This window comes from Spongiibacter pelagi (assembly GCF_014705705.1).
Taxonomy (GTDB): Bacteria; Pseudomonadota; Gammaproteobacteria; order Pseudomonadales; family Spongiibacteraceae; genus Spongiibacter; species Spongiibacter pelagi.
In genome coordinates this window covers 368,665-389,201 of sequence record NZ_JACXLD010000001.1, presented here as the reverse complement: position 1 = coordinate 389,201, position 20,537 = coordinate 368,665, and the positions used below count along the sequence as shown (strand labels likewise).

At 48.9% G+C, this 20,537-nt stretch carries 24 protein-coding genes and 1 pseudogene; 10 read left to right on the top strand and 15 right to left on the bottom strand.

Going from position 1 to position 20,537, the window contains the following annotated elements; all coding sequences use genetic code 11:
- Nucleotides 1-21: 21 nt before the first annotated feature.
- Both IB286_RS01825 and IB286_RS01820 read right to left on the bottom strand, forming a co-directional pair.
- A complete protein-coding gene (locus tag IB286_RS01825; protein ID WP_190762685.1) occupies nucleotides 22-372 on the bottom strand; it encodes a DMT family protein in 351 nt (116 codons plus the stop codon).
- A 121-nt stretch (nucleotides 373-493) separates the two neighbouring features.
- Nucleotides 494-814, bottom strand: coding sequence for a HigA family addiction module antitoxin (locus tag IB286_RS01820; RefSeq protein ID WP_190761948.1), 321 nt, complete (start codon nucleotides 812-814; stop codon nucleotides 494-496).
- 125 nt (nucleotides 815-939) lie between these two features.
- On the opposite strand from IB286_RS01820, the gene IB286_RS01815 reads away from it, so the two are divergent.
- The 6 genes from IB286_RS01815 to IB286_RS01790 all read left to right on the top strand — a co-directional run bounded on the left by IB286_RS01815 (nucleotide 940) and on the right by IB286_RS01790 (nucleotide 2,868).
- On the top strand, nucleotides 940-1,179 hold the full coding sequence (locus IB286_RS01815) for a type II toxin-antitoxin system ParD family antitoxin (protein ID WP_190761947.1): 240 nt from the start codon (nucleotides 940-942) through the stop codon (nucleotides 1,177-1,179).
- Complete coding sequence (locus IB286_RS01810; RefSeq protein WP_190761946.1) at nucleotides 1,179-1,472, top strand: type II toxin-antitoxin system RelE/ParE family toxin; 294 nt, start codon at nucleotides 1,179-1,181, stop codon at nucleotides 1,470-1,472. The genes IB286_RS01815 and IB286_RS01810 overlap by 1 nt, the downstream gene beginning before the upstream one ends.
- Nucleotides 1,473-1,625: 153 nt before the next feature.
- Entirely contained in the window at nucleotides 1,626-1,820 is a 195-nt protein-coding gene (locus IB286_RS01805) for a type II toxin-antitoxin system VapB family antitoxin (protein WP_190761945.1), read from the top strand.
- Nucleotides 1,817-2,206 carry a type II toxin-antitoxin system VapC family toxin gene (gene vapC, locus IB286_RS01800; RefSeq protein WP_190761944.1) on the top strand — a complete coding sequence of 130 codons (390 nt, stop codon included), beginning with the start codon at nucleotides 1,817-1,819 and terminating at the stop codon, nucleotides 2,204-2,206. Before IB286_RS01805 ends, vapC begins: the two co-directional genes overlap by 4 nt.
- Nucleotides 2,207-2,342: 136 nt before the next feature.
- On the top strand, nucleotides 2,343-2,615 hold the full coding sequence (locus IB286_RS01795; RefSeq protein ID WP_190761943.1) for a type II toxin-antitoxin system Phd/YefM family antitoxin: 273 nt from the start codon (nucleotides 2,343-2,345) through the stop codon (nucleotides 2,613-2,615).
- On the top strand, nucleotides 2,596-2,868 hold the full coding sequence (locus IB286_RS01790; RefSeq protein WP_190761942.1) for a Txe/YoeB family addiction module toxin: 273 nt from the start codon (nucleotides 2,596-2,598) through the stop codon (nucleotides 2,866-2,868). Before IB286_RS01795 ends, IB286_RS01790 begins: the two co-directional genes overlap by 20 nt.
- 195 nt (nucleotides 2,869-3,063) lie before the next feature.
- Here IB286_RS01790 and IB286_RS01785 read toward each other — a convergent pair whose 3' ends face one another.
- The 6 genes from IB286_RS01785 to IB286_RS15770 all read right to left on the bottom strand — a co-directional run bounded on the left by IB286_RS01785 (nucleotide 3,064) and on the right by IB286_RS15770 (nucleotide 8,227).
- A complete protein-coding gene (locus tag IB286_RS01785; RefSeq protein WP_190761941.1) occupies nucleotides 3,064-3,984 on the bottom strand; it encodes a hypothetical protein in 921 nt (306 codons plus the stop codon).
- A 127-nt stretch (nucleotides 3,985-4,111) separates the two neighbouring features.
- Nucleotides 4,112-4,579 (bottom strand): DUF2059 domain-containing protein, encoded by a 468-nt coding sequence (locus tag IB286_RS01780; RefSeq protein WP_190761940.1) that lies wholly within the window; start codon nucleotides 4,577-4,579, stop codon nucleotides 4,112-4,114.
- A gap of 1,107 nt (nucleotides 4,580-5,686) precedes the next feature.
- The gene (locus tag IB286_RS01775) at nucleotides 5,687-6,016 is read right to left on the bottom strand and encodes a hypothetical protein (RefSeq protein WP_190761939.1); all 330 of its coding nucleotides are present in this window, start codon (nucleotides 6,014-6,016) and stop codon (nucleotides 5,687-5,689) included.
- A gap of 72 nt (nucleotides 6,017-6,088) precedes the next feature.
- The gene (locus IB286_RS01770; protein WP_190761938.1) at nucleotides 6,089-6,526 is read right to left on the bottom strand and encodes a hypothetical protein; all 438 of its coding nucleotides are present in this window, start codon (nucleotides 6,524-6,526) and stop codon (nucleotides 6,089-6,091) included.
- A 450-nt stretch (nucleotides 6,527-6,976) separates the two neighbouring features.
- Nucleotides 6,977-7,810 (bottom strand): S1 family peptidase, encoded by an 834-nt coding sequence (locus tag IB286_RS01765; protein ID WP_190761937.1) that lies wholly within the window; start codon nucleotides 7,808-7,810, stop codon nucleotides 6,977-6,979.
- A 102-nt stretch (nucleotides 7,811-7,912) separates the two neighbouring features.
- Nucleotides 7,913-8,227 (bottom strand): energy transducer TonB, encoded by a 315-nt coding sequence (locus IB286_RS15770; RefSeq protein ID WP_223826045.1) that lies wholly within the window; start codon nucleotides 8,225-8,227, stop codon nucleotides 7,913-7,915.
- A gap of 1,625 nt (nucleotides 8,228-9,852) precedes the next feature.
- Here IB286_RS15770 and IB286_RS01755 point away from each other — a divergent pair.
- The gene (locus IB286_RS01755) at nucleotides 9,853-10,833 is read left to right on the top strand and encodes an integron integrase (RefSeq protein ID WP_190761935.1); all 981 of its coding nucleotides are present in this window, start codon (nucleotides 9,853-9,855) and stop codon (nucleotides 10,831-10,833) included.
- 84 nt (nucleotides 10,834-10,917) lie between these two features.
- Complete coding sequence (gene ettA / locus IB286_RS01750) at nucleotides 10,918-12,579, top strand: energy-dependent translational throttle protein EttA (protein ID WP_190761934.1); 1,662 nt, start codon at nucleotides 10,918-10,920, stop codon at nucleotides 12,577-12,579.
- Nucleotides 12,580-12,643: 64 nt separating this feature from the next.
- On the opposite strand, the gene IB286_RS01745 is transcribed toward ettA, so the two are convergent.
- Nucleotides 12,644-12,955 carry a hypothetical protein gene (locus IB286_RS01745; protein WP_190761933.1) on the bottom strand — a complete coding sequence of 104 codons (312 nt, stop codon included), beginning with the start codon at nucleotides 12,953-12,955 and terminating at the stop codon, nucleotides 12,644-12,646.
- 173 nt (nucleotides 12,956-13,128) lie between these two features.
- Between IB286_RS01745 and IB286_RS01740 the strand changes: the two genes are divergently transcribed.
- Nucleotides 13,129-14,196, top strand: coding sequence for a CNNM domain-containing protein (locus tag IB286_RS01740; protein WP_190761932.1), 1,068 nt, complete (start codon nucleotides 13,129-13,131; stop codon nucleotides 14,194-14,196).
- 2 nt (nucleotides 14,197-14,198) lie between these two features.
- Here the strand turns inward: IB286_RS01740 and IB286_RS01735 are convergent, their stop codons facing one another.
- Nucleotides 14,199-14,951: an SDR family oxidoreductase gene (locus IB286_RS01735; RefSeq protein WP_190761931.1), complete on the bottom strand. Its 753-nt coding sequence runs from the start codon at nucleotides 14,949-14,951 to the stop codon at nucleotides 14,199-14,201.
- Nucleotides 14,952-15,041: 90 nt separating this feature from the next.
- Here IB286_RS01735 and IB286_RS01730 point away from each other — a divergent pair, with 90 nt between their 5' ends.
- Nucleotides 15,042-15,467 carry an MAPEG family protein gene (locus IB286_RS01730; protein WP_190761930.1) on the top strand — a complete coding sequence of 142 codons (426 nt, stop codon included), beginning with the start codon at nucleotides 15,042-15,044 and terminating at the stop codon, nucleotides 15,465-15,467.
- Nucleotides 15,468-15,476: 9 nt separating this feature from the next.
- Here IB286_RS01730 and IB286_RS01725 read toward each other — a convergent pair.
- The 5 genes and pseudogenes from IB286_RS01725 to rpmE all read right to left on the bottom strand — a co-directional run bounded on the left by IB286_RS01725 (nucleotide 15,477) and on the right by rpmE (nucleotide 20,523).
- Nucleotides 15,477-16,883: pseudogene (locus tag IB286_RS01725) on the bottom strand (bifunctional GNAT family N-acetyltransferase/carbon-nitrogen hydrolase family protein).
- A gap of 146 nt (nucleotides 16,884-17,029) precedes the next feature.
- Entirely contained in the window at nucleotides 17,030-17,938 is a 909-nt protein-coding gene (locus tag IB286_RS01720) for an alpha/beta hydrolase (RefSeq protein WP_190761929.1), read from the bottom strand.
- A 135-nt stretch (nucleotides 17,939-18,073) separates the two neighbouring features.
- Complete coding sequence (locus tag IB286_RS01715; RefSeq protein WP_190761928.1) at nucleotides 18,074-19,321, bottom strand: malic enzyme-like NAD(P)-binding protein; 1,248 nt, start codon at nucleotides 19,319-19,321, stop codon at nucleotides 18,074-18,076.
- 117 nt (nucleotides 19,322-19,438) lie between these two features.
- Entirely contained in the window at nucleotides 19,439-20,290 is an 852-nt protein-coding gene (locus IB286_RS01710) for a thermonuclease family protein (RefSeq protein ID WP_190761927.1), read from the bottom strand.
- A gap of 14 nt (nucleotides 20,291-20,304) precedes the next feature.
- On the bottom strand, nucleotides 20,305-20,523 hold the full coding sequence (gene rpmE / locus IB286_RS01705; protein WP_190761926.1) for a 50S ribosomal protein L31: 219 nt from the start codon (nucleotides 20,521-20,523) through the stop codon (nucleotides 20,305-20,307).
- Between the last annotated feature and the right edge of the window lie 14 nt (nucleotides 20,524-20,537).

The window sequence follows — 20,537 nt, the reverse complement described above, 5'->3', positions numbered from 1 at the left end:
TACAAAAACAAACCAATTGGCTTAGGCAAACTTGCTTCTAAACATAAAAAAGACGGCACCCACTAGGCAAAGACCCGCCCACAAATAATCCAGCTTCAGCGGTTCTTTGAGATACATGACCGAAAATGGCACAAACACGGATAAGGCAATCACCTCTTGCATAATTTTAAGCTGGCCAATAGTGAGTGCCGTGTATCCTATGCGGTTGGCAGGCACTTGAAACAGGTACTCCAGTAGCGCAATTCCCCAACTGACCAATGCGGCAATAATCCAGGGCTTATTATTCAGCTCCTTTAGATGCGCGTACCAAGCAAACGTCATAAACACATTGCTACAAACAAGCAGAGATATTGATATTAATATTGGAGGCATGATTTCACTTACTATGAATGATGCTGAAGCCGGCAACCCGTTCGATACCGGCATACCCGACGCCTACCGCAGCAGAAGACAAAATGGCGCGGTGCTTTGGCTGTCCGACTGCCAGTTTTTGTTATGCGCCCAGTGCGATAAGAGGCTGAACATGATACTCAGGGCGGTGTGCGGAAAGGTCATGCGCGGACTGTAGGTTGAGCCAAAATTCAGGGGTAGTATTTAACAATTCTGAAAGTAGCCAAGCAGTGTCAGGTGTAATTCCGCGTTTACCTCGCACAATTTCATTAATGCGCTGTACTGAAACACCCAAGTGACCAGCCAAAGCCTTTTGGGTAACTTCTAAGGGCTCCAGGAATTCTTTGCGGCAATAGACACAAACTTTGTCTCTTTCTCGGACTTCCTTTTCGAGTTCTGCCGGAATATTCCAATTATTCGCCATAGTTCAGTTCTATCTCTTTACGTATAACGCCGCAAGCAGACACGCAGTTTTACCGCCTCGACCTGCCTTGCCTTGTTATGGGTGCTTTGGCAAAATATACCAATATTTGGTACAGGAGACACCCCATGGCCAGAAATACCAGTATTACCCTTGGCCCCCACTTTGACGAGTTCATTGCTGCCCAGCTTCAAAATGGCCGCTATGGATCCGCGAGCGAAGTGGTACGAGCAGGCTTGCGCTTGCTTGAAGAGACGGAGAGCAAACTTGAAAGATTGCGACGCCTCTTGGATGAAGGCGAGCAAAGCGGGATAGCAGAGTATTCGCTTGAAAGTGTTATTGCAGAACTGGATAACGAAGCCCACTAATGCCTCCATTCTTGCTCACCTCTGCCGCCCGAAAAGACATAATTGAAATTGGCCGCTTTTCCACGGAAAAGTGGGGAATACGTCAGCGCGACAAATACCTCAAGCAACTTGACGATGCTTTCAGACTCCTTGCCCGACAGCCGGATATTGGCCGCGATGCAGAAGACATAAAGCCTGGGTACAAAAAGTTTAGCCAAGGTAGTCATATCATTTTTTACCGGGCTGGCACTGAATCCAAGATTGTTGTGATCCGCATTCTCCACAACAGCATGGATGTGGAGCAACACCTCTAAAACCCATAACGCCCCACACAAGGGCGGCCAAATAAGCGTAGCGTTTTGGCTGTCCCAGCGACCAACGGGAGCGATTGCTGCGGATTGTTATGTTTTTTCCCCCATGCTAGAGTGTGTATAAAAAGGTTACATATACACACGACTAGGTGATTTATGAGAACCAATATAGTTATAGACGACAACTTGATGGAAGCAGCCCTCAAGGCATCCGGGTACAGCACTAAAAAAGAAGTAGTAGAACAAGGACTTAAGCTACTTGTTTTACGAAGCCAGCAACAGGAAATTCGCAAGCTGCGCGGCCGAGTAAAATGGGAAGGTGACCTAGATGAGATGCGAGGCGGTAAGTGATCCTGGTCGATACCAGCGTCTGGATTGACTACCTTAATGGAGTGCAAAGCCGGCATACGGATAGTTTGGATGCCGGAATTGTCGCCGGCACTGTTGCTATGGGCGATTTGATTTTTCTGGAAATCCTTCAAGGCATCCGGAATGACAGCGAATATCGACTGACCAAGCAGACGTTGATGACCCTGGGCAGGCTTGAGTTGTTCGGCGAAGGGATGCCTGAAAAATGTGCTGAAAATTATCGTGCGCTCCGTAAAAAAGGAATCACCATCCGCAAGACTGCAGATGTAATTATCGCGACATTTTGCATAGAGCAGAAACTCCCTCTTCTTTTTTCAGATAAAGACTTTAAACCTTTCGTAAAACATCTCGGCCTAGTCGAGGCCTGAGATACACCTAACGCCGCCAAAACGCGCAGCTTTGTAGTAGAGCCGAAGGCGCAACGAAAAAGCTGTCGCTGTACTTGGCCTTGTTAGGGCTTTTGGCATATAGTTGTACGGCATTTCCGTACACAAAGGTGGCCTTATGGACACAATCAGCGTAAACAAATTTAGAGATAACCTTAAAAGCGTTGTGGAACAAGTAGTTAGCCGGCATGAACCGCTCAAAGTGACTCGGCGAGCTGGTGAGGCTTTTGTTGTAATGAGCGCCGACGACTGGGAGCGAGAGCAGGAAACCCTGCACGTACTCCAGAGTAAGAACCTCATGCAACAAATTGCCGATTCCCTTGCGACCCACACCCGCGGGCAAGGCTACAAACCGACTGAAGAGCAGATGAATGAGATCGCTGGTATTTGAGGGCAATACCTGGGAAGCGTATGAAAGCATGCGAGAAAAGGACAAGCGGCTGCACAAGGCACTCTGTAAATTACTCAAGGAAATGCTGCTGTCTGATGATCCTTCATCCGGTCTAGGCAAGCCTGAACCACTAAAGCACAATCTCTCCGGCCTTTGGTCAAAACGAATCTCGCAGAAAGACCGTTTTATATATCGTTTCGATGAGAAATCCATTTATATCTTCGCTATTGGTGGACACTACGATCAGCCCTAACGCCGCAAGCAGCCGCGCAGCTTTACCGTGTCGGCCTGCCTTGCCTTGTTATGCGAGGATCTTGCCGCTCGCTACTACTTACGGATGGGCTTTGCGATATATTCCGGCATTTGTCATGAATTTCATTGCGGATAGTCCTCTTTACCGACTCAACATCATTAAAGAGCTTAGAATTTCTGCTAAATGAAGAATCTCTCATGCTGCCCTCCAGTTGTATTCAAAATCTTTCAGACTTGCAAAAAACTCTTTCTTTAAAAATTGATATTCCAGCAACAGTTTAAATGGATATATATGTTCTTCCATGAAATCTTGCATTTCTGACTCATCAGAAAACAGAGAGTTATTGTGGAACTCTATGTTGAGAAAACCATAAATTCTATTTCCCGATGAAAGTTTGCAGCCTAAATAGTGCTGTATAGATTTATGGCGTTTAGAGCCGCCTTTTGCATAATTCGCTTTTCCATTAAGAACATATGCTGTTTCGTTCGTTGATTTCATGCACTTTACACTTTCATATTTTTCGAACTTATCTGAGCCAAGATCGATAACCTTGCTCTCGATCAAGTCTCTTTTCGGGTCATAGTGCAGGACATAATCTAAGTTTCCGTTAGCTGGATCGTGGGAATATATCGATATAAACAAATCTTTGTTTTTAATTTTTATACTAGTTATTGATTTTCTTATGTGCTCCGCTAAAGAACCTATAATTAGCGCCAAGTTTAATTTGTATCCATGCTGCTCGTGAAGCACTTTAATATCTGCAATTTCTCCGCTAGAACATTTATCTAAGTGACTGCAAATCTCCGTATTCATACGATAAAGACAGTCAGATATTTCGTCAGGTTCCACTGAATAGTGGTTATTTGCAGGAAAATAGTCTAAGTAAAAAATTGCCACCTTCGATAAAATAGCTGCAATTAAGAGTCCCGCAGAGAAGTACACATAAGCTGTAACCAACGGCTGGTGAAATGCATTTGATAGAAGCCATCCAGATATTGAAAACCCCAATGCTTTCTTAAGCATTAAGTATCCAGATGCCGCAAGGATTACTAAATCAGTAGTTAACCTGACAACCTTATTTCCAAACAGTCTAGATAATGGCTTTTTTATTCTCATGAACTTCTATTCATACCTTATGGTTAGTCGTTTGGCCGCATAACGCCGACATAAAGGGCCGACTGGAGCGCAGTGTAAGGAGGTCCAGCGTAACGAAGTGGAGCGCTTTTTGATGGCCTTGTTAAGTTTATTGAACACTGAGTTTTTGAAGCCGCTCTGACTCTGCTTTTATCATTGCCTGCAATTCACCAATATTTTCTTGTACTCGATCAGCTCCAATTTGACCGCCTTGTGCAGACAATGAAGGCATTAATTGGATGGTCTTTCTTCCTGTTTCAGTTGCATAAAATTCATTAATTTCACGAAGCTCTTTTGCAGAGAATGCCTCAGAGTAAATTTTTACAAATTCTGACTTTAGGCTAGCCCAACTCATATGCTTGGCAAAAAATTTTATAATTACTGACTTAAACGGCGCTAACGTGGGGTTTTGCTGTAATTGGAAATCAACCATTTGAGACATTGTTTGAGTCATGGCTTCTTCCATCCCCATGGACGTTAATAGTATCTCCGCCTCTCTTTCTGAATCTGCATCCGAAACTGCAAATTGCGAAATGCTTAGTGAGAAGAGAAAAAATCCTAATTTTAATACTTTCATTGTTGCTCCTTAGTTTGTTTTTAAACTTAACGCCCACGCCAGGGGCAGACAAAAAAGGGCAGCGTTTTGGCTGTCCGGCCGCGCTTTTCAGCGGCTAACTGCGCGTGTTTGTTAAATGAACTTACCAAGTAATAAATCATAAAACTGGTTGATGCATCATCATGCCGCCTATGGCTAGGCCCAAGGTATTCCCGCATATTATAGTCAGACGATTCTTGTCTGACCCTTCAGTTGCCACCACTCCGCGAAAAAATGTGTGATAGCCTAAAACTGCTTCGGCAAAGCCCCTCACTCCTAGCGAATAAAAATATATGCCTAGCGCGATTTCCCAATATCGAGTGTTTGTTGAACTTACTAACAAGAGAATACCAATGCACCCCAATATCCCCTTTATCGCCCATTCAAACTTTTTTTCGATTGAGAGCGCCATAGAATTTACTCAGCTATCCGCCGGACCATTTAACGCCAAAAGCAGGCGCGCCGCTTTTTGGCGTCGCCTTGCCTTTTCTTGTTAAGTTTATTCTTTGCCGAAAAGGCGCCGAATAAACGTGTTAATAGGATGGCTGTTCGTGTCCAGATCATATTCACTATAACCAAACCCTGTGCTCCAGGAATACTCGGCTGTGAGTAGCGATATGTGTACTGCAGCTATCAGTATAAGTGGAAGCTCCAAGTCAATGCTCGAACCAGAAGCAAGAAAGAAAAACGTGGCAGCACCATAGCTGAGCACGCTTAGGATGATCTGCAATATGCGAGTAGCCAATCTTCCATTGTACGCGCGAGAAATAGCCGGGATGAAAAGTAGTACGTTTGCCCCGAAATACAATAGAAGGCCCCAAGCTGGCCCATTCAGCCGAGCAATTGTAAGCGGCATTAACGCAACCAGGAATATAAGAAAGCCCACTTGTCGTCCGGTTTGCTTATTCTCTCTATTGTGCCTGCGATTCAAGGTAATCATGGTTTCTCAGCGCGCAAACTTAACGCCGGCGCCAGGGGCAGACAAAATGGAGCGCGTTTTTGTGCAACAATGGGCGGAGCGATTGCACAAAAAAGTGCGGAGTTTTGGCTGTCCCGCCGCGCTTTTCAGCGGCTAACTGCGCGCCCTTGTTAGTGATTGAACAACGCATACACAACAACCCCAATGGCAACTATTACAACGAAAGCACCAGTTGCTGCGGCAAACGAACGCTGAAACGATTCAGGCTCTCCCTCTGGCACACACGCGACGTGGTAGCTAAATGCCTTACCAGAAAGAAACCCAAACACGATTGATGCCCCAAAGAATAAAAGCATCACTCCAATCTCTAACAGTTGATTTGACCACTGTGACCAATTTGCAACACCTGCTGAACGCAGCAGGAACAAACAGATCATCAAAGTCAATATTGCCCTGAACGCCTGATACAGCCTGTAATACATTTGCGACATCTTAATCACTAACGTCGCCAGCAACCGGCCAATTGGAACGGAGCAAAGCGCAGTGAAATTGGGTCGGCTTGCCTGGCCTTGTTATCTGCGTGGATTGAGAAATATAGATAAGATTGTTTCACGCGCATCTTTGCTCCAATGATTTGCAAGTGCTGTTCCAGACCAGTCCATTACCAAATCAATTCGTGCTCCTGTGATATGGCGATTCTTAATCGTAGCCCCTCGAAAACCAGAGATAGATTCATAGCTAGCAACTATATCCGGCCCCAACTCTGGATTTGCCTCGCCTACGGAGAAATCAATATTTCCAACGCTACATTGGAAACGGTTGTGCTCGGAAATTTCAACTCGTGATATTGGTGGCGAATTCAGGGATTCTACCTTCACGATTATCCCAAACTCCTTTGCCCCTTCGATGTCTGTTTCGAACACGCCTTGGCAGTGCACACAATCTACCAGCTCGGCATGTGATACCACTGAAATTACCATCAAAGCGAAAGAAACCAGATACCTACTCATAGTAGATAACGCCGCCAGCATGCGGCCATTTGTAGTGGAGCGAAGCGCAACGAAAAATGGGTCGCACTGCCTGGCCTTGTTATGTGAAGTACATTAGACATGCAAAAACTCCTGCCAAAGCAACAAACAACACAAAAAACACTTTCCCTAGTTTCGCCGATTCAGCCGACACTGATGATTGATATCTTTCCCCAAACTCTTTGGCCTCTAAATCACTCAGCTCAGAACAATGAGGACATTCTTCGTTGTCTGTGTGAAATTTCAGCCCGCATCGGGGGCATCGAACTTCACTAGACTTCCTAAATGCCTCTCCAACTAGAAATCCGATATTAGGCATGGCTCTCAAAACTCACATAACGCCCGGCTCACCGAGCAAATTTTTGATGGCGGCTTTTTTGCTGCGAAGCGCAAAAAAGGTGACAGCGGAAATTTGTCCGGTGCAGCCGTTTGTTATGCCCCCAACTTCTTGATGGCATGCTCGATTGCACCAACAACGGTTTCGGCCTTAAACACAATACCTAAATCTATCATTTCCTTATCTATGACATAGTTTTTCATAGTAGTCGGTATTGGCAAGCTCACGATATCGTGTGCATCTGTCTTGAAATAAACTGCTGCTACGACGCCAACAAAGTAAAATTTAGTTCCAACTCTGGCAGGACCTCCCTTCGTGGCATACGTTCCAGATTGATAAATAAATACCGGACTGCCACTCGACCCACCAAAAACAGAGGCATCAATCAAGAATTTCTTTTCATTTTCGTAATCAATATAGATTGGTGTGGCCGTAGTTCCTTTCCGCATAATCGGAAGGAAATTTTTACTATCCCATATGCCATTTGGATAACCAATAAACACAATTTCTTCGAACGCATCCAATTCCTTTTGCTGTTCTTCATTGGGAATATTTTCTGTGGCGACTGTGCGATAGAAAACTTCCGTTCCTTGCTTGTTTATGAATTCAACAATTGGCACTAGTGGAATAACGGCGATATCAATATGCTGGTCAGGATGCCCAATCCAATGAGATTCGAAATTATCGAAGTCAACTCTGAAAGCATCCCCAAGCTTTGGCCGCTCCCCATTTCCTTTTACGAAAGTGATTCCTCCTTTATCAGCACCTTGAACCACATGTTTATTAGTGACGATAAATGGATAGTCATTCTCATTGAACTTGTGAGAAAAGAGAAACCCTGTACCAGATCCCTTTGCGCCAGCCGAGGAAACCGTATCTATTCGCACCGTCGTAAAAAGTAGGTTTTCAGATAATGACGTAACTTCCATTTCCTCTCCTAGGCATAACGCCGCGGTTTGGGGCTGGCATGGAGCGACAGCGGAATGGCAGTCCCAGCCGAAGGCGACAACACCGCCTTGTTAGATTGCGATCTACGGCCCCAAGACTGCACTAAATTTAAACTCCTGCTTGTATTCTTTTTGAGATTTCTTGTACTTCCAGAGGTGAACAGTGCCAGTTACCGCCTGAACCCACCTCGGATCTCCGGTTGACTCTAATACTTCGATGTCGCTGACGGAACCACTTGGAAGAACTGTGTACTTGATTTGCACCGTACCCTCTTTGAGCTCAGTTACACGAGGCGCCTCAATATCCGGACAATAAATGCCTTGATCATGAGGGCATTTACTTTCGGCCACGGCATGGTTTACGAGCAAAGATAATGTAAGTGTTCTCAGTATTCGCATAGCAATCTAACGCCCACAACAGGGGCGCACAAATAAGCGCAGCGTTTTGGGCGTCCCAGCGACCGCAGAGAGCGACTGCTTGTGCTTGTTATGAGCCATTGCGCTGAAGCTCCATTGAATATGACGGGGTTGCATACTTATCTACTACTTGGCAATTAAAATCTATCCGGCTGTTCGAGATTGAAGCATCTCGAACATCAAACTGAACCGGAGCGACACTAGGAAACTGAAGGCTTAAGATTACTGACCCACGGTCATCAAAAGTACTGACCGATATACTCTCAACGCTGCACGGAAACGACTCGCCAACAACCAAGTTGAACCGATTGAAGCCAACAGACCGTTGTTGCGTTAAAGAGATACCGAATTCACTCGCAGATTCCATTGGTATTCGTACTACCTCGGAGTAATTCATATCCAGTGACTGTGCCGCCGTTGAAAACGCTACCAGACATAAAACCAGTAAATTTCTCATGGCGCTCTCAGCTCATAACGCCAAAAGCAGGCGCGCCGCTTTTTGGCGTCGCCTTGCCTTTTCTTGTTAAGTTTATTCTTTGCCGAAAAGGCGCCGAATAAACGTGTTAATAGGATGGCTGTTCGTGTCCAGATCATATTCACTATAACCAAACCCTGTGCTCCAGGAATACTCGGCTGTGAGTAGCGATATGTGTACTGCAGCTATCAGTATAAGTGGAAGCTCCAAGTCAATGCTCGAACCAGAAGCAAGAAAGAAAAACGTGGCAGCACCATAGCTGAGCACGCTTAGGATGATCTGCAATATGCGAGTAGCCAATCTTCCATTGTACGCGCGAGAAATAGCCGGGATGAAAAGTAGTACGTTTGCCCCGAAATACAATAGAAGGCCCCAAGCTGGCCCATTCAGCCGAGCAATTGTAAGCGGCATTAACGCAACCAGGAATATAAGAAAGCCCACTTGTCGTCCGGTTTGCTTATTCTCTCTATTGTGCCTGCGATTCAAGGTAATCATGGTTTCTCAGCGCGCAAACTTAACGCCGCCAGCAGCCGACCACTTGCAACGGAGCGAAGCGCAGTGAAAAGTGGGTCGGCTTGCCTGGCTTTGTTAGGTGGCTATTTATGCAGCTTCTGAAGAGCATAGGCTATAACTCCTAATACAAATACGCGAGACAACCAATGTAAAAGTAAAAATGCAGATATGTACTTTTTTCGAGTGAAAATACAGAAGCCACACATCACCCGAGTAAAACGATTTTCGTTCTGAAGATTATCTTCATTGAACATATATTCTGACACTTCATGAGACCATGCTGGCATTTCGATCTTTTCTGCGATGTAGTAGCGAAATATGTCGATTGCCAATCGTTCAAGCATAAGGTGGCCAGCGAATAACATCCCAAACCATATTAAATACTGCTCCATTACGGCCACCTAACAGCACGTTAATGAGGCCTTCGGCCTCATAATATTATTTCGCGGGTGGCTTGTTTTTGTGGGGTGGGTTATTCCTGTAACCATATAACTTCCTGTTTTTTAATTGTTAATTTATTAGCGCGAATGTTTCGTTTTACTTAACGGGTAAAATACCTTTTTAATTCTGGCAGCTAATCTACACTGATGTGTACGACTTCATGGATGAGGAAGTAGGCATGACGAGATCTCCGTTTCTCTCAGATATGGAACGCTTTATGTTGGTGCGTAATTACAGCAAGCGAACCATCAGTTCTTATCTTTATTGGGTCAAATATTTCATACTCTTTTGTCACAAGCAACATCCGAAGAATTTAGGCTCCAATGACATTGAGCGCTTTTTAACTTTTCTTGCGGTTGAGCGGCAGGTATCGCCCAGCACGCAGGCGATTGCGTTGAATGCACTGGTTTTTATGAAAACCAAGTATCTTGCGCAAGAGCTGGCCCCACTTGCTCATTTTAAAAAGTCGCTGCGCCAAGCCAAGCTTCCGGTGGTATTAACACGCGAGGAGGTCGCTGCGCTGCTCGCACATTTACATGGTATGCATTATTTAATGGCTGCGATGCTTTATGGCTCTGGCCTGCGCCGCATTGAGTTAGTGCGTTTACGGGTTAAGGATGTCGATTTTGATTTTCAGCAGTTGAGGGTGTTTCAGGGCAAGGGCATGAAGCACCGTATTGTGACGCTGGCACCCGAGTTAACGGTTAGGCTTAAGCCTCAGATTGAGCAGGTGAATGTGTTGCTGCAGGAGGATTTGCTCGCGCCGGGTTACAGCGGTGTGTGGATGCCCGATGCTCTGGCCAGAAAATTCCCCGGCGAAGCGAAGTCGCTAAATTGGCAGTATCTGTTCCCCGCCTCTCGATTGAGTATTGAGCCGGCCACGGGGTTGTTGCGGCGGCATCATTATGACGAGAGTAATGTGAACAAACTGGTTAAAACGGCAGCTCGTCAGGCCGATATTCGAAAACAGGTCAGCTGTCATACGCTGCGGCATTCCTTTGCCACTCACTTGCTGCAAGCCGGTGCGGATATACGCACGGTGCAGCAGCAGCTCGGCCATACGGATGTGAAAACCACGGAAATTTATACGCATGTTTTGAAACAGGGCGCGCAGGGGGTAACAAGCCCGCTGAGTACCTTGCTGGGAATCCGCAAATAACCGGGGTTGCCGCTCGCGCCGCCATTTAGTACCGGGCGCTTCCCCGGTATAATCGCTGCCGATTTGTTCTTTTCAGGAGTTCCCATGGCCCAGTTTGTTTACACCATGAATCGCGTTGGCAAAGTTGTGCCGCCCAAGCGCGAAATTCTCCACGATATCTCGTTGTCGTTCTTCCCCGGCGCCAAGATTGGTGTGCTGGGTTTGAACGGTGCGGGTAAATCAACCTTGCTGCGGATTATGGCGGGCGTGGACACCGAGTTTTCCGGCGAGGCGCGCCCCCAGCCCGGCATCAAGATTGGCTATTTATCGCAGGAGCCGGAACTTGATCCCAGCAAAGATGTGCGCGGCAATGTGGAAGATGGCGTGGCCGAAGCGAAAAGCGCCCTGATCGAGCTAGATCAGATTTATGCCGCCTACGCGGAACCGGATGCCGATTTTGATGCGCTGGCCAAACGCCAGGGTGAGTTGGAAAACATTATTCAGGCCACCGATGCCCACAATCTGGATCACAAGCTGGAAGTGGCCGCCGACGCGCTGCGCCTGCCGCCCTGGGATGCGGATGTGACCAAGCTGTCTGGCGGTGAGCGCCGCCGGGTCGCGCTGTGTCGTTTGCTGATGTCGGCCCCGGATATGTTGTTGCTGGACGAACCCACCAACCACTTGGATGCAGAATCGGTGGCGTGGCTGGAACGCTTCTTGTGTGACTTCCCCGGCACGGTAGTGGCGATTACCCACGACCGCTATTTCCTCGACAATGCCGCAGGCTGGATTCTGGAACTGGACCGGGGTCGCGGGATTCCCTATGAGGGCAATTATTCTGACTGGCTGGAAGCCAAGGAGAAGCGCCTGGAGCAGGAAGCCAAAACCGAAGCCTCGCGCAAGAAAGCCATTGCCTCGGAACTGGAGTGGGTGCGCAGCAATGCCAAGGGCCGCCAGAGCAAAAGCAAGGCGCGTCTGGCTCGCTTTGAAGAAATGCAGTCGCAGGAATTCCAGACCCGCAGCGAAACTAATGAAATTTATATTCCACCGGGACCTCGTCTGGGCGACAAGGTGATTGAGGTGAATAATGTCAGCAAGGGTTATGGCGACCGCGCGCTGATCAGCAATCTCAGCTTCTCGATTCCCAAGGGCGCGATTGTTGGAATTATCGGCGGTAACGGTGCCGGTAAATCGACCCTGTTCCGGATGCTCAGCGGCAAGGAGCAACCCGATTCAGGCAGCATTGAGCTTGGTGAAACGGTTAAGCTGGTGTCGGTTGAGCAGATGCGTGATGCGCTGGACGACAGCCAAACTGTGTGGGAAGCCGTTTCCGATGGCCGCGATATTCTGCAGATCGGCGGCTATGAAATTCCCTCCCGCGCGTATATTGGCCGCTTCAACTTTAAAGGCAGCGACCAGCAGAAGCGGGTTGGCGAACTGTCCGGGGGGGAGCGGGGCCGTCTGCAATTGGCCTGCACCCTGAAAGAAGGCGGCAACGTTTTGCTGCTGGACGAACCGTCAAACGATCTGGACGTTGAAACCCTGCGCGCTCTGGAAGAAGCCCTGCTTAATTTCCCCGGCTGCGCCATGGTGATTTCGCACGATCGCTGGTTCCTGGACCGGATTGCCACGCATATTCTGGCCTACGAAGGCGACAGTGATGTGGTGTTCTTTGAAGGCAATTACACCGAGTACCACGAGGACTTTGTCAGCCGCAAAGGCAAGAATGCCGAACCGCAACGCGTGAAATACAAGAAGCTGAAATAAGCGCGCTGTAGAAATGACAAAGGGGCCAAATGGCCCCTTTTTTCTGCTCGCTCTCTAGATTGGTTTAACCCAGATCTTTAGAGCCGCTGAATTTGTGCGACATCATGCCGACCTTCACTTTACCCGCAATATCATTACCGGTGATCTCACCAATAAACGTGACATTCAGCTTCATTGGCTTGGTCACTTGCTGAGTCCAAGAAACGGTATTGCCTTCCACTTTACCGTTTTCAATTGGGGTTGATACGCCGCGACCCGTTTGGGTGCCGGTTAGAGTATCGCCATCGCGCTGTAATTCCAGCACGGTCACTTCTTTGCCAGTAGGGCCTTTTACGGTGATGTTCCAAGTGCCTTCCGGCGCTGCATTCTCAGACATGTTCTCACTCCACTATTGTTATTCATGAGTTGAAGACTTCTGGCGCGCCAGAAGCGGACCCAAATAATGATACACGGTGTTTCACATATCGGCAATCCAAATTCCCGTCACATCCATTGGAAAAAGTCTGCCGTATACCTTGCCGCGCTTCGCCAAACCCAGATAATAGGCCCATGCTTTCATTAATTATTTATATCAGTCTCGCCCTCGGCTTTTCCTTTTTATGCTCGGTATTGGAGGCGGTGCTACTCAGTATTACGCCCTCATATATTGCCGCTGAGAACCAGCAAGGCAACCGAGGCGGGGCGTTGTGGTCGCGCTATAAAACCGATATCGACAAACCCTTGGCTGCCATTCTCAGCCTCAATACCATTGCCCATACCGTGGGTGCAGCAGGCGCAGGCGCGCAGGCCACCAAGGTATTTGGCGAAGCCTATTTCGGGGTGATTTCAGCGGTATTAACCCTGCTGATTCTGGTGATTTCAGAAATCATTCCCAAAACCTTGGGCGCCCGCTATTGGCGACAACTGGCCCCGGCCTGCGCGCAAATTTTACGGGTAGTGCTCATTAGCATGTTTCCGCTGGCAAAGCTGGCGGAACTGCTAACCCGGATGATGGCCAGTAAAGCCCACCATCACTCGGTCAGCCGTGAGGAATTCAGCGCGCTGGCCGAATTGGCCGCCCGCGAAGGGGTGTTCAGCTTAGAAGAAGCGGCGCAAGTGAGCAGCATGATGGCGTTTCGCAGTCTGGTTGCCCGCGATGTGATGACCCCGCGCCCGGTGGTGTTTGCCATCAATGGCGAGCTAACCGCCAGCGAAGCCCTTGGCAAATATCCCAATTTGCGCTTTTCTCGTATCCCCTTATTCAGCTCGCACAGCGATAACTTTCACCTGTTTGTGCGCAAAGACGAGCTGCTAAAAGCCGCGCTAAATACCCCGAATCGCCCGCTCAGTGAACTGGGCCGCGAATTACCCGCCATTGCCGAAACCCATACCGCAGACGGACTACTGCGCTGGATGGTGGATTCCCGTGAGCAAATGGTGATGGTGGTCAATGAATACGGTGCGGTGCTGGGGATTATCACCATTGAAGATTTGATTGAAACACTGCTGGGTTTAGAAATTGTCGACGAAACCGATGCCAGCGTGGATATGCAGCAGCTCGCCCGCAAGTTGTGGAATAAGCGAGCGGCTCGCCTTGGCTTAAATGAGAGCCCCAACGAGCCGGCAAGCGGGCAGTAAATCTAGCCCGACATTTTCGACAGTACTTTCAGCGGCACGATTTTCATCACCATATTTACCACCACCCAAGGCCAGCCCGGAATACAGGCTTCCTTGGGCTCGCGCTCAATCGCTTTTACCAGTGAATTACAGCCCTTTTCTAAACTTACCCGCAGCGGCGCCCGCTTCATATCCGCGTTGATCGGCGTGAGGATAAAGCCCGGCAAAATACAGCTCACCTTGATGGGCGTGCCGTATAAATCCGCCGCTATGCCCTCGCTCAAATTTCGCAATGCCGCCTTAGATGAGGCGTAAACCGAGAACGAACCGGGCATACCACGCACCGCGCTCATAGACGAAATGGTTACCAAGTGACCGTGATTTTGCGCCCGAAAAATTTCCAAGGCCGCCTCGCACTGGGCGATCGCTGCCACATAATTGGTTTCAGCGGTTTTGCGATTGGCATGAAAATACCCGGTGCCCAGAGAGGCACCCTTGCCCATTCCGGCATTCACAATAACCCGATCAAGACCGCCCAGCTGCTCTTTCAGATCGTGAAACGCGGGAGAGATTTGATCGTAGTCGCAGACATCCAGCGATTTGATCGCCACCTTAACTTGCGGATGGGCGCGCTCAATATCGACTTTTAGTTTTTCCAACGCATCCAGCCGCCGCGCACACAAGGCCAGATTGCAGCCCTTGGCGGCAAATCGCCACGCCATGCCCTCACCCAAGCCAGAGCTGGCACCGGTAATCAAAATATTTTTACGCGTCATGGCTCGTGCCCTTTTATTAATTTGCTTGCATTGGGGTGCAAAAACCCAGATAACAGAACTCCAAAATAACGAAACCCTAGGGGAAAAACTATGACTCACGCCCATGAAATTTTATTACCGGTGTTGGTGCTGGTGGTGTGGAGCCACCTGATTCTAATGTGGATGGCCGGCACCCGCCTGCCCGCGATGTCTAAGCTGAAAATGGATCCCAATGAAGGGCAGCGCACCTCAGAGCTGGGTGCCAAAATGGAAAAGAAAATTCAGTGGAAGGCAGATAACTACAATCACCTGATGGAACACCCCACCGTGTTTTACGCCACCGCCCTGAGCCTCGCCCTGCTTGGCATGGGCAGCGGTTTGAACCTGACACTGGCTTGGGCCTATGTCGGTCTGCGTATTGCACACAGCTTGGTTCAGTGCACCAGCAATGTGGTAATGCTGCGCTTTACCCTGTTCTTGCTCAGCGTTATCTGCGTGTTGTGGATGGCCATAAACGGCGTTATGGCACTGATCTAAATAAGCTCGCTACTCGTCGTCGCCGGTCCAAACGATTTTGTACAAATCCCGGCGACGATCCAGATAATTTCTCACCGACCCTTCATTCTGCAATTCCTGCAATTTCGCCAAATCAACATCCACAATCAGCGTCATTTCGGTATTCGGCGTCGTTTCCGCCATAATCGCATCGTGGGGAAACGCAAAGTCTGAGGGCGAAAATACCGCCGTCTGGCCGTACTGAATATCTACGCTATCGACCTGCGGCAGGTTGCCGATATTGCCGGCGATGGCGACATAGCATTCGTTTTCAATCGCACGGGCTTGGGCGCAGCGCCGCACTCGCAAATAGCCATTCTTGGTGTCAGTCCAGAACGGTACTAGCAAAATCTGCATTTCCTTTTCGCTGAGCAAGCGCGCCAGCTCGGGGAATTCCACGTCGTAGCAAATCAGTACACCGACTTTGCCGAAATCGGTATCAAACAATTACAGCTTCTGACCACCCTCCATAATCCAGTCGCGCTTCTCATGGGGTGTGGGGTGCAATTTGTATTGTTCTTCAATGGTACCATCGCGGCGGCAGAGGTAGGCCACGTTGTAGAGCTTGTCGTTTTCAATTAGCGGCATCGACCCGGCCACCACATTGATATTGTAGGCCACCGCAAGGCGGGAAATTTCATCGCGAATATGGTCGGTATAACTGGCCAGATAACGCACCGAATCCACCGTGGTGATATGGGTTTCCAGCCCCATTAACGGCGCGTTAAAAAACTCAGGAAACAAGGCGACATCGCAGCGGTAATCGGCCAAGGCATCAATAAAATATTCCACCTGCGAAAGCACTTCATCCACGCTGTGAAAAGCGCGCATTTGCCACTGCACACAGCCAATGCGCGCGGTGGTTTTTTTCGCACCAAATAATTTAGGCGCTTTGGGCTCGTAATAAAGATTAGTCCATTCCAACAGGGTCGCGTAACCGTGGGACTCTTCATCTTCGGGTAAATAGGCTTTTAATACCCGTTTTACTTCAAAGTCATTTGCCAGCTGAAAGCTGAGAATGGGGTCAAAAATTTCCTTGCGCTTTACCGAGGCGATATATTTTTGCGGCGTGAGCTCGCTGGCGTGTTCGGCGTAATTAGGAATGCGACCGCCCGCAATAATCGCGCGTAAATTCAGATTCTGGCACAGCTCCTTACGGGCTTCGTACAAGCGCCGCCCCAGCCGCAAATTGCGGTGACTGGGATCGACAAAAATATCAACACCGTAAAGCACATCGCCATTGGGATCGTGGGTGGTGAGGTAAGCATTACCAGTAATTTGGTCGTAGGTGTGGTCATCACCAAACTGCTCGTAATCCACCACTACCGAGAACGCAGCCGCCACCGCCTCGCCGCTGTCATCAATACAAATTTGCCCTTCAGGAAAGACTTTCAGCATGGCCAGATAATTTTTCTTGGGCCAACTGCCACCTAACTTCCCCGGATAAACTTCATCCATGATTCGTTTAATAGCGGGGTAGTCGTCTGGCTTGAGGTTTCGAAGTGAAAGCATAAAGTTTTGGCCGTCGTTATTTGTATTGAATGTTATTGAAGAAGTTTTGAAATAGTTTTGTCCAATTGAGCCATAAAATCCTCGACACTTTTAGTGTAAGCCTCATTTTTCCCAAGGTCGGCATTGATTTCTCTGTGAGACATGGCAAGTGGTAAAACCGTATTCATCACACTGCGATTTTGCAATTCGCTGGCAAAAACTTCGGCACCATCACAGGGCTTATCTTCGCGTTCGGTAGAGCAGACAATCATCATAGGACGCAATTGATTGATCTGAGAATTATCTTTCAGTTGATGAAGTGGCGAAGCGCTTCGCCAATAGCTGGGATCACTCCCGAAGGCCCGATCATAAAAACGGGGGTGAGGATTTTCCATGACCTTCACAATATCAAAGGCCGCCGTATCAAGAGAGATTGTTGCCAGCCAATTATGGCCACCGCGCTGCATTACTCGATCTGGAGACACTGCCAGTAGTGACACTAGGTGCGCCCCTGCCGAATGTCCCATTAAGACCAGCTTACTTGGGTCGCCACCCCATTGCGCCGCATGGCTCTGAATATAAGCCAAGGCCATCGCCACATCCCCAGCCTGCATTAAGGGGTCGGCATCTGGTAATAGACGGTAGTTCACCGAGATAAAAACAAAGTCCCGACTACCCCAGCGAGCAAGTTTATTGTTCACCACCGTGCGATTGTCTTTATCGCCGATTCGCCAAGCGCCGCCGTGCACCATCACAATAATGGGGGCATTACTCGCATTTTTAGGCCGATAGACATCAATCGCCTGGCGCTTATCTGTGCCGTAGGAAATATCCGCCAGCTTTATGATTCCATCCGGCAAGCGCTCCGCCATAGCACAGGAAGCGGCGGTAAAAATTAGGCACAAGCCAAGCCCCAATGACTTCAGGGTTTGCAGCAGATTTGTTCTGATCAAAAGCCGCATAAGTCTCTCCATCAAAAAGATAAAGGTTTAGATAGGGCGTAAACGCACTACTGAGCTTATCAGATACGGATGTAGAGATAGTGAAGAACTGAAGAAAGAAATGTCTCCCCCGACAAGAGCCGAGGGAGGGAGAGATTATTTCAGCGGGTAATGCTCTGGGTAGGGCAATTGCGCCACACCTGTGTCTACTGCAGCTTTGGCCACTGCGGCAGAAACCACGCCCAGCAAGCGGCGATCGACCGGTTTGGGAATAATATAAGTTGGGCCAAAGCTCAACTCACCCTCGCCGCAAGCTTCAACAACTTCTGCCGGCACCGGCTCCTTGGCCAGTTCGCACAAAGCGTAAACAGCGGCAATCTTCATTTCCTCGTTAATTACTTTGGCGCGCACGTCCAAAGCACCTCGGAAAATAAAGGGGAAACCCAAAACATTATTTACCTGATTAGGGTAGTCAGAACGACCGGTAGCCATAATCAAATCGCTGCGCACTGAATGGGCCAGCTCAGGTTCAATTTCTGGATCAGGGTTGGAGCAGGCAAACACAATCGGACGATCTGCCATAGAAGCCAGCGCCGTTTCGCTCAGCAAATTCGCGCCTGACAGACCAACAAAGACATCGGCGTCTTGCATGGCTTCTGCTAGGGTTTTCGGGCCGGTGTTATTGGCAAACTCTGCCTTGTAGCTGTTTACACCTTCGCGGCCATCGTAAATGACGCCACGGCGGTCGATCATAAACAGGTTCTCGTGCTTCGCACCCAAGCTGATCAACAAGCGCATACAGGCAATCGCCGCCGAGCCGGCACCGAGACAAACAATGCGCGCTTCTTCCAGTTTTTTGTTTTGGATTTCCAACGCGTTGATCATGCCCGCAGCAGTCACAATGGCTGTGCCATGCTGGTCGTCGTGAAACACGGGAATATCACACTGCTCAATCAGCGCCTTTTCAATTTCAAAACAATCTGGCGCGGCAATATCTTCCAGATTGATACCGCCAAATGTGCCAGAAATAAGACGGACGGTGTCGATAAATTGCTGCTGATCTTTGGTGTTAACTTCGATATCGACCGAATCTACATTGGCAAAACGCTTAAATAGCAGTGCCTTGCCTTCCATTACCGGCTTGCTTGCTGCTGCGCCCAGATCACCCAATCCCAGAATAGCTGTACCGTTAGAGATTACCGCAACCAGATTACCTTTGCTGGTGTACTTGTAAGCGTCTTGCGGGTTTTTGGCGATCTCGCGCACTGGCTCAGCCACACCGGGGCTATAGGCCAATGACAAGTCGTACTGTGTTTCTGCCGGCTTAGTCAGGCTAATGGCAATTTTTCCCGCCGTGGGCTTGGCATGGTAATCCAGCGCCGCCTGTTTAATATCCTTAGCCATTGTTACGCTCTCTATTTTTAGCCGCATTCGGCGGCATCAATTCCTATTACTACAACAACAATTCTTACCCGGCCCATGCCGAGTTGTCTTGTCCTGACTTACCAATCATTGTTGCCGTTACTTATCTAACTGCTTACCTAACAACTCAATCATTGCCGGGTGTCGTAAATCCATTCGCAAACTGGCCAGTCCCGAACGCGGTGGCTTACGGCTTCTGAGCCAGCCCCGCACTTCTACGGTCTGACCTCGCCATTGGCTCACATCCTGCGCTGAAAACCAGTGCAAATCCCGGTGGCTGATGTGCAATACCACATCACCTTCCAGATCAATCCACGTTGAATGTTGGCTTGTTGCCACCTGTTCAACGCGTCCGCGCATCAGTGTAAATCCCTGATTGGCGCTGGTGGCTACCTTACTGTTTAAGATAGTGTGCGACCACAGCCCACGCTTTTGGCGCCGGGCCTGCTCCTCCGCCTGATAGAGACAGAGTTTATCGCTGCTCCCACGGCTGTGGGGGAGAGGAGGTACTAGAATGCGCCACCCCAAGCCAGCTTGCAACAGATGCTCAGAAAGCATCTGCCCATCTTCTCGGTATACCTCAGCAAGATGACGGTTGTAGCGGTCTTTGCCGTATATATCGAGAATCAGCCGATTTTCTTTGCCCAGAAAGTCTGCAACCGCCTGTTTAGCGGCCTGCGCCCAGCGCTCATCAGAACGACCATCGCGACCCAACTCTGGGGTATTGATATCCAGCAGACGAATTTTGCGCCGATCCCTTAACAGCAGGGTATCGCCATCAATTACCGACAGTAGCTGCGCCGATGGCAAACCGGCGGTGGGCGGCGGGCATTGGGCAAATACCGGCACCCCAACACTGATTAGCCAAACTGCAGGAAATAAAAACCTGAAAACAAAAATGCCCGATCGAAACTGACCGGGCACTTTTAAAGATCGCCAAAGGCTGCACATTGTGCTGCCTGCGATTAAGCCTTAACGCTGCCCCGGCTACCGAAACGCTTGCGGAAGCGGTCAACGCGGCCACCAGTGTCCAGCATTTTTTGCTTACCGGTGTAGAAAGGGTGGCAAGCAGAACATACGTCAACGTGCAGGTCTTCAGCCAGGGTCGAACGAGTTTGGAAGCTCTCGCCGCAGCTGCAGGTCACATTGATCTGCTCATATTTTGGATGGATATCAGCTTTCATTTCAAAAAATTCCT